The sequence below is a fragment of the Rhodovulum viride genome (assembly GCF_003265965.1).
GTDB lineage: Bacteria > Pseudomonadota > Alphaproteobacteria > Rhodobacterales > Rhodobacteraceae > Rhodovulum > Rhodovulum kholense.
Genome location: NZ_MUAV01000143.1, coordinates 1 through 710, shown reverse-complemented (window position 1 = coordinate 710; position 710 = coordinate 1). Strand labels below are relative to the sequence as shown.

Here is a 710-nt window from a genome sequence, read left to right as displayed (position 1 = left end):
GCGCGCCAGCGGCGATCTGGCCGAAAGCCTCGCGGTCTCGACCCGGCTCGACCCCAGACAGCGCCGCGATCACCGCCGCCTCGTCAGCGATGACAAGGCCGCGGTCGAGCTCTTCGGCGGCGCCGCAGCGCTGCCCCATGCCCATCTGGTCGAGTTCGGCACCGTCGAGCGGCATCTGGACAGCGGCGGTTCGACCGGCACCATGCCCGCCCAGCCTTTCATGCGCCCCGCCTGGGACGCCACGCGCGAGGCCGTGCTGGACGATATTGCCGACGGGCTCGGCCGCGAGATCGCCGCCACCGTCGCCCGCCGCGCGAAGCGGCTGGCGAAGACGCGCGCGCAAGGGGGCGGCCGATGAGCCTCAAGGCCGACCTGACCGACCTGCTGCTGACCGATCCGGCCCTCGCCGATCTGGTCGGGTCCCGCATCACCTGGGGCCGACGCGCCCCCGGCGAGGGCCTGCCCGCGCTGGTCCTGACGCGCGTCGGCGCGACGCGCGACTATCACATGAAGGGCGTCACCGCGCTGCGCCGCACCCGGATCCAGGCCGAGATCCTCGCCACGACCTTGGCCGAGGCGGGCGCGGTCGAGGCGGCGCTGATCGCCCGGCTCGACGGGATCCGCGGCCCCCATGGCGGCACCGATGTCCGCGGCGTCTTCGTCGAGGCGCTGCGCGACGGGCTCGACACCGACCGGGACGGCAGCGGGAT

1 protein-coding gene and 1 pseudogene are annotated in these 710 nt (G+C 74.6%); both read left to right on the top strand.

Annotated features, from left to right (window positions below; all coding sequences use genetic code 11):
• Positions 1–358 (top strand): annotated as a pseudogene (locus BYZ73_RS23170) (HK97 gp10 family phage protein); the annotation flags it as partial.
• Positions 355–710 (top strand): tail completion protein gp17 (gp17, locus tag BYZ73_RS21510; protein WP_112317593.1); only part of this gene is annotated, 356 nt, incomplete at its 3' end. The pseudogene BYZ73_RS23170 and the gene gp17, both read left to right, overlap by 4 nt.